At 66.7% G+C, this 7,337-nt stretch carries 6 protein-coding genes and 1 pseudogene; all 7 read left to right on the top strand.

The genetic code is table 11. From position 1 onward, the window contains the following. Window positions 1-210, top strand: a pseudogene (locus JOY90_RS14715) (maleylacetate reductase); the annotation flags it as partial. A 48-nt stretch (window positions 211-258) separates the two neighbouring features. Continuing rightward, window positions 259-1,281, top strand: coding sequence for a TRAP transporter substrate-binding protein (locus tag JOY90_RS14710; RefSeq protein ID WP_291691846.1), 1,023 nt, complete (start codon window positions 259-261; stop codon window positions 1,279-1,281). 169 nt (window positions 1,282-1,450) lie between these two features. Then, window positions 1,451-2,602, top strand: coding sequence for an FtsW/RodA/SpoVE family cell cycle protein (locus tag JOY90_RS14705; RefSeq protein ID WP_291691845.1), 1,152 nt, complete (start codon window positions 1,451-1,453; stop codon window positions 2,600-2,602). A 52-nt stretch (window positions 2,603-2,654) separates the two neighbouring features. Then, complete coding sequence (murG, locus tag JOY90_RS14700; protein WP_291691844.1) at window positions 2,655-3,791, top strand: undecaprenyldiphospho-muramoylpentapeptide beta-N-acetylglucosaminyltransferase; 1,137 nt, start codon at window positions 2,655-2,657, stop codon at window positions 3,789-3,791. A gap of 183 nt (window positions 3,792-3,974) precedes the next feature. Next, the gene (gene murC / locus JOY90_RS14695; RefSeq protein WP_291691843.1) at window positions 3,975-5,378 is read left to right on the top strand and encodes a UDP-N-acetylmuramate--L-alanine ligase; all 1,404 of its coding nucleotides are present in this window, start codon (window positions 3,975-3,977) and stop codon (window positions 5,376-5,378) included. Window positions 5,379-5,634: 256 nt separating this feature from the next. Beyond that, on the top strand, window positions 5,635-6,561 hold the full coding sequence (gene murB, locus JOY90_RS14690) for a UDP-N-acetylmuramate dehydrogenase (RefSeq protein ID WP_291691842.1): 927 nt from the start codon (window positions 5,635-5,637) through the stop codon (window positions 6,559-6,561). Next, window positions 6,558-7,337 (top strand): D-alanine--D-alanine ligase (locus JOY90_RS14685; RefSeq protein ID WP_291691841.1); only part of this gene is annotated, 780 nt, incomplete at its 3' end. The genes murB and JOY90_RS14685, both read left to right, overlap by 4 nt.

Below are 7,337 nucleotides of genomic sequence, written 5' to 3'. Positions count from 1 at the left end.
GATTTGGGTGCGACCCTGTTCGACCTGCTGTGCGCGTCGGGGCTGCCGAACAATCTGCAAGCAGTTGGCCTCCGGGAGAACGATCTCGACCGCGTCGCCGACATCACGATCGAGACCGACGACGGCATGAATCCGGCACCCGTTACTTGGGACGCCGTGCGCCGGCTTGCCGACGACGCCTATCATGGACGGCGCCCCCCGCGACGTTGAGCCGTCCCAACCACAAGAACCGACAAGCATGTCCAGGGAGAATGTCTCATGATGTTTACGCGCAGAGCCGTGGTCGCCGGATTAGCGACGACCGGCATCGGTATCGGCAGCCTCGCCCACCCGTTCGTCTCGCGAGCCCTCGCCGCCGAATATGCCTGGAAGTTCGGCCACGGCTTCCCCGCAAACCATCCCGTCCACGTCTTCGCGCTCGAGGCGGCGCAGAAGATCAAGCAGGACAGTGGCGGGCGCATCGAGATCAGCGTGTTCCCGAACAGCCAACTCGGCGGCGACAGTGACATGCTCGGCCAGGTCCGCTCGGGCGCCATCGACTTCTTCAGCACCGGCGGCCTGATCTTCGCGACGCTGGTGCCGGTCGCGTCCATGAGTGGCATGGGCTTCGCATTCCGCGATATCGACGCTGTCTGGCCGGCGATGGACGGCGAGCTTGGCGCCCATATCCGCGCCGGCTTCGAGAAGGCCGGGCTCCATGCATTCGAGCGCATCTGGAACAACGGATTTCGCGAGATCACAACCAGCAGGACGGTCATCAACGGCCCGGCCGACCTGATCGGCTTCAAGATCCGCGTACCCGTGAGCCAGGTCTATATCTCGCTCTTCAAGGCACTGGGGGCGGCGCCGACCAGCATCAATCTCGCCGAAGTCTATACGGCTCTGCAGACCGGCGTAGTGGACGGGCAGGAGAATCCGCTCGTCGTCGCGGATACGACGAAATTCTACGAGGTGCAGAAGGTCTGCTCTCTGACGAACCATGTCTGGGACGGTTCATGGATCGTCACCAGCAACCGTTCGTGGGAGGGCATTCCGGACGGCGTCAAGAAGATCGTCTCGGATGGGTTCAACGACATCGCCCAGCGCCAGCGCGATGCGGTGACGAAGCTCAATGCCGATCTCGCCGAATCGCTGAAGCAGAAGGGAATGGCCGTCAACGCGACCGATCCGGGACCGTTCCAGGAGACGTTGCGCAAGGCCGGGTCCTACGCCGAGTGGAAGAGGCGCTTCGGTGACGAATCCTGGGCGATCCTGGAAAAGGCCGCCGGCAGGCTGGCCTGACATGACGACGCTCAACGCCATCGACCGGCGGCGGCCACTCCGGTCACATCGATATAGCGCGGAAGTTCGACCTTCAGATTTGAGATACCGAATCCGTTAACCCTTCGGAAACCATCATCGGCGACCAATGGGTGTTCGCCCGCCGGGCGGACGCGCTTTGGGGCCGCCGATGATCTCCCGCGAAGAACGCACGCTGCTGTCGGAATGGTGGTGGACCGTCGACCGCCCGATGCTCGGCGCCATCATCGCGCTGATGCTGAGCGGGATCATCCTGTCGCTGGCGGCGAGCCCGCCGGTCGCGACCCGGATCGGGCTCGACGCCTTCCACTTCTTCCATCATCACGTGATGTTCCTGCTGCCGTCGCTGATCGTGTTGCTCGGCGTCTCGTTCCTGTCGCCGCGCCATATCCGCCGCAGCGCGCTGATCGTGTTCGCGATCGCGATCATCCTGATCGTGGCGACGCTGCTGGTCGGCCCGGAGGTCAAGGGCTCGCGGCGCTGGATCACCCTGCTGGGCCTCAACATCCAGGCCTCCGAGGCCGCCAAGCCGGCTTTCGTGGTGCTCGCGGCATGGCTGTTCGCGGAATCGGCGCGGCGGCCGGAGATGCCGGCGACCTCGATGGCGCTGGTGCTGCTGCTGATGCTGGTCTCGCTCCTGGTGTTGGAGCCGGATTTCGGCCAGACCATGCTGAGCCTGATGGTATGGGGCTCGCTGTTCTTCATCGCGGGCATGCGGATGATCTGGGTGGCGGGCCTGGCCGGCGCCGCCGCGACCGGCCTGTTCGCCGCCTACCTCCTGGTGCCGCATGTGGCCGGCCGCATCCAGCGCTTCATGAACCCGGCCTCCGGCGACACCTTCCAGGTCGATACCGCGATGGAAGCCTTCTACAATGGCGGCTGGTTCGGGCTCGGGCCGGGTGAAGGCATCGCCAAGCGCAACCTGCCGGACAGCCACACCGATTTCGTGTTCGCGGTCGCCGCCGAGGAGTTCGGCATCGTGCTGTGCCTGGCGCTGCTCCTGCTGTTCGCCTTCATCGTGATCCGCGCGCTGTCGCGCGCCTACGCCACCGAGGACATGTTCGCTCGCTTCGCAGCGTCCGGCCTTGCCATCATGTTCGGGGTGCAGGCGGCGATCAACATGTCGGTCAATCTGCAATTGATCCCCGCCAAGGGCATGACCTTGCCGTTCATCTCCTATGGCGGCTCGTCGATCGTCTCGCTCGCCTATGGCGTCGGCATGATGCTGGCGCTGACGCGGCTGCGCCCAAAGAGCGAGGTCGAATCGATCAACGACGCCCAGGCGGCGCAGGGCTACGCCTGAAATCCGCCGTGCTGGTAATGACGCGCGGCGCGGCGTCGGCTATGTCAGGGGCATGGACAATGCCCCTCTCATCCTGCTCGCCGCCGGCGGCACCGGCGGTCATCTGTTTCCCGCCGAGGCGCTCGGCGTCGAACTGATCAAGCGCGGCTTGCGGGTGCGGCTCGTCACCGATGCCCGCGCGCTGCGCTACAGTGGCCTGTTCTCCAAGGACATGATCGACGTGGTGCCGAGCGAGACCATGCGCGGCCGCTCGCCGTTGCAGCTTGCCCGCACCGGCCTGACGCTCGCCGCCGGCACCGCCATGGCGGTTCGGTTGATGCGCCGGCTGAAGCCTGTTGCCGTCGTCGGCTTCGGCGGTTATCCGACGCTGCCGCCCCTGATGGCCGCGCGGCTGCTCGGCATTCCCGGCATCGTTCACGACGCCAATGCGGTGCTCGGCCGCGCCAACCGTTTCCTGTCACGTCATGTGAACGCCATTGCGACTTCGCTGCCCGGCGTGCTCGACCGTGATCCGTCGCTCGCCGCCAAGGCCACCACCGTCGGCACGCCGATGCGGCCGGCGATCCTGGCTGCCGCCACGACGGCCTATGTGGCGCCGGAGACCACCGGCCCATTCCGCCTGCTCGTGGTTGGCGGCAGCCAGGGCGCGCGGGTGATGAGCGACATCGTACCCGGCGCGATCGAACGGCTGGAGCCGGCGCTGTGGAACCGGCTGGTGCTCACCCAGCAGGTCCGGCAGGAGGACATGGCGCGGGTCCGCGCAGTGTATGATCGCGTGAGGATCACGTACGAGCTTGCGCCGTTCTTCACCGACCTGCCGGCACGGCTGGCGTCGAACCATCTCGTGGTCTCGCGCTCCGGCGCCGGCACCGTGGCCGAGCTTGCCGCCATCGGCCGTCCCTCCATCCTGGTGCCGCTGCCCGGCGCGATCGACCAGGACCAGTTCGCCAACGCCGGCGTGCTGGCGCAGGTGGGTGGCGCGTTGCGCATCGCGCAGGCCGATTTCACGCCGGACCGGCTGGCCTCCGAAATCTCCGCGCTCGCAGGCGAGCCATCGCGACTCGCCGCGATGGCTCAGGCCGCCCGCGGCGCGGGCCGGCTCGACGCCGCCGAGCGGCTGGCGGATCTGGTGGTGAAGACCGCCGGTATCGACACCGGTCATTCCGGACAGGCCGTATCAGCGGGCTGATCCGGAATCTCGAGATTCCGGGTTCGATGCTTCGCATCGCCCCGGAATGACCACAAACCCTGGATTTTTCAGCGTTCTGAAGCCACCGCCGGGCTTGTCCCGGTCGTTCACGTCTTGCATGAAGTGCCGGTGATTCGCCCCTCCGGAACCTTCCGGACGGCGCGGGAACCAGCGAGAGCCCCCATGAGACTGCCGCGCGAGATCGGACCCATCCACTTCATCGGGATCGGCGGGATCGGCATGAGCGGCATCGCCGAGGTCCTGAGCAATCTCGGCTATGCCGTGCAGGGATCGGACGCCTCCGAGAGCGGCAATCTCGCGCGCCTGCGCGACAAGGGCGTGAAAGTCTTCGTCGGGCATAAGGCCGAGAACATCGGCGGCGCCGAGGTGGTCGTGGTCTCGACCGCGATCAAGCGCGACAATCCGGAATTGCTGGCGGCGCGCGCGCAGCGCATTCCCGTGGTGCGGCGCGCCGAGATGCTGGCCGAATTGATGCGGCTGAAGAGCTGCGTTGCGATCGCCGGCACCCACGGCAAGACCACCACGACCACGATGGTCGCGACCCTGCTCGATGCCGGCGGGCTCGATCCGACCGTGATCAATGGCGGCATCATCAATGCCTATGGCTCCAATGCGCGCATGGGCGGTGGCGACTGGATGGTGGTCGAGGCCGACGAGAGCGACGGCACCTTCCTGAAGCTGCCGGCCGACGTCGTGATCGTAACCAACATCGATCCCGAGCATCTCGACCACTTCAAGACCTTCGAGGCGATCCAGGAGGCCTTCCGCCAGTTCGTCGAGAACGTGCCGTTCTACGGCTTCGCCGTGATGTGCATCGACCATCCCGTGGTGCAGGGCCTGGTCGGGCGGATCGAGGACCGCCGCATCATCACCTATGGCGAGAACCCGCAGGCCGACGTGCGGCTGGTCGATCTCGTCCAGATGGGCGAAGCGTCGCGCTTCAAGGTCGCGTTCCGCGATCGCCGGACCGGCGACGTCCATGAGACCGACGACATCGCGCTGCCGATGCCGGGCCGGCACAACGCGCTCAACGCCACGGCCGCGATCGCGGTCGCGCGCGAACTGGGACTGTCGGACGGGGCGATCCGCAAGGCGCTTGCGGGCTTCGGCGGGGTCAAGCGACGCTTCACCCGTACCGGTGAATGGAACGGCGTCACCGTGATCGACGATTACGGCCACCATCCGGTGGAGATCGCCGCGGTGCTGAAGGCCGCGCGGGACTCTCGCAACGGCCGGGTCATCGCCGTGGTGCAGCCGCATCGCTACACGCGCCTGCAATCGCTGTTCGAGGAGTTCTGCACCTGCTTCAACGATGCGGACGCCGTGATCGTCGCCGACGTCTATCCGGCCGGCGAGGCGCCGATCGCAGGCATCGACCGCGAGCATTTCGTGCTCGGCCTGCGCGCACATGGCCATCGCCAGGTGGTTCCGCTGATGACGCCGGCCGACCTTGCCGGCATCGTCAAGGATATCGCCCATGCCGGCGACCTCGTGGTCTGTCTCGGCGCCGGCAACATCACGCAATGGGCCTATGCCTTGCCCGGCGAACTGAAGGCGCTGGAGTGAGCATGTCTGGCACCAGACTGGCGTCGCGCTCCGCTCTGCCCTCTCCCCCCTCGTGTCCGCCGAAGCCTTGGCGAAGGCGGATGCGGGGGAGAGTTGGAGAGGGGGGTAGCCACGAACACCGGCGCCCGTGGCTACCCCCCTCCCTGCCCCTCCCCCGCATCCGCCTTCGCCAAGGCTTCGGCGGACACGAGGGGGGAGGGAATGGAGAGAGTGCGCCGTGGCGTTGCCATGACCTTCATCGCCGCGTGGCGACAGCATGAGCTTCCCCGACCTCACGCCCGAACTGAAGGCCGCGATGCCTGGCTTGCGCGGGCGGCTGCTGGCCAACGAAAGTCTCGCGCCGCTGACCTGGTTCCGGGTCGGCGGGCGCGCGCAGGCGCTGTTCACGCCGGCGGATGAGGATGATCTCGCCTATTTCCTGAAGCACCTGCCGGACGCGATTCCGGTCCATGTCGTCGGTGTCGGCTCCAACCTGATCGTGCGCGACGGCGGGCTGCCGGGCGTGGTGATCCGCCTGTCGCCGCGCGCCTTCGGTGAGGTGAGCGTCGCCGGTGACATCGTCAGCGCGGGTGCAGCCGCGCTCGACAAGCGCGTGGCGGAGGCGGCGGCGGCCGCAAACCTCGCGGGGCTGGAGTTTTATTTCGGCATTCCCGGCACCATCGGCGGCGCGCTGCGCATGAACGCCGGTGCCAATGGCGGGGAGACCAAGGATGTGCTGGTCGAGGCGACCGGCATCGATCGGAACGGCAATCGGCATGTCTTCACCAACGCCGACATGAAATTTGGCTATCGCGCCGCCGGCGTCGATCCTGCAATCATCTTCACCGCGGCACGCTTTCGCGGGCGCTCCGCTTCGCCCGAGGCGATCCGCGTGCGGATGGAGGAGGTGCAGCAGCATCGCGAGACCGCGCAGCCGATCCGCGAGAAGACCGGCGGCTCGACCTTCAAGAATCCGCCCGGCCACAGCGCGTGGCAGCTGATCGACGCCGCCGGCTGCCGCGGCCTGCGCGTCGGCGGCGCCCAGGTGTCGCAGATGCACTGCAATTTCCTGATCAACACGGGCGAGGCGACCGCGCACGACATCGAGACGCTGGGCGAGACCGTGCGCGAGCGGGTGAAACGGCAGAGCGGAATTGAGCTGCATTGGGAAATCAAGCGCATCGGAATCGAGCCAGCATCATGAAGATCACGATTCTGTTCGGTGGGACCAACAAGGAGCGGCTGGTGTCGGCCGCCTCGGCGCAGGCGCTATGCGAGGCGCTGCCGGAGGCCGAGCTGTGGTTCTGGGCCGCCGATGACAGCGTCCATGAATGCAGGGCCGCCACGCTGCTTGCTCATGAGCGGCCGTTCGAGCGGGATTTCAGGCCGGACGGCGCACGGGTCGGCGGCTCGATCGAGCAGGCATTGGATCGCGCACGCACCGAGGAGCGGCTGCTGGTGCTCGGCCTGCATGGCGGACGGGCGGAGAACGGCGAACTGCAGGCGATGTGCGAGAGGCGCCGCATCCCCTTCACCGGCTCCGGCTCGGCCTCGTCGCATCTCGCCTTCGACAAGGTCGCCGCCAAGCGCTTCGCCGCGATCGGCGGCGTCAAGCCGCCGCCGGGAATCGCGCTGGCGGACATCGAGCAGGCATTCGCCGAATATGGCCGACTGATTGCCAAGCCGACCCATGACGGGTCGAGCTACGGCCTGATCTTCGTCAATGCCAGGCAGGATCTCGTCGCGGTCCGCAATGCGGCCAAGCACGAAGAATATGTGATCGAGCCCTACATCGCCGGCGTCGAGGCGACCTGCGGCGTTTTGGAGCGCACCGACGGCTCGCTCATCTCATTGCCGCCGATCGAGATCATTCCGGGCGAGGGCAATTTCGATTACGCGGCAAAATATCTTTTGAAGTCGACCCAGGAGATCTGCCCGGGCCGATTCACTGCAGAGATCACCGCCGCGCTCAAGGAGCAG

Origin of the sequence: Bradyrhizobium sp., from assembly GCF_019242285.1 — a bacterium.
Taxonomy (GTDB): Bacteria; Pseudomonadota; Alphaproteobacteria; order Rhizobiales; family Xanthobacteraceae; genus Bradyrhizobium.
The sequence above is the reverse complement of the archived record's forward strand: the minus strand, read 5'-3'. Positions and strand labels throughout refer to the sequence as shown.

What these genes read in the sequence shown, in the direction of transcription:
- murC (WP_291691843.1), top strand. Translation starts at nt 3,975, where the DNA reads ATGAGACTGCCGCGCGAGATCGGACCCATCCACTTCATCGGGATCGGC.
- JOY90_RS14710 (WP_291691846.1), top strand. Translation starts at nt 259, where the DNA reads ATGATGTTTACGCGCAGAGCCGTGGTCGCCGGATTAGCGACGACCGGC.
- murG (WP_291691844.1), top strand. Translation starts at nt 2,655, where the DNA reads ATGGACAATGCCCCTCTCATCCTGCTCGCCGCCGGCGGCACCGGCGGT.
- JOY90_RS14705 (WP_291691845.1), top strand. Translation starts at nt 1,451, where the DNA reads ATGATCTCCCGCGAAGAACGCACGCTGCTGTCGGAATGGTGGTGGACC.
- murB (WP_291691842.1), top strand. Translation starts at nt 5,635, where the DNA reads ATGAGCTTCCCCGACCTCACGCCCGAACTGAAGGCCGCGATGCCTGGC.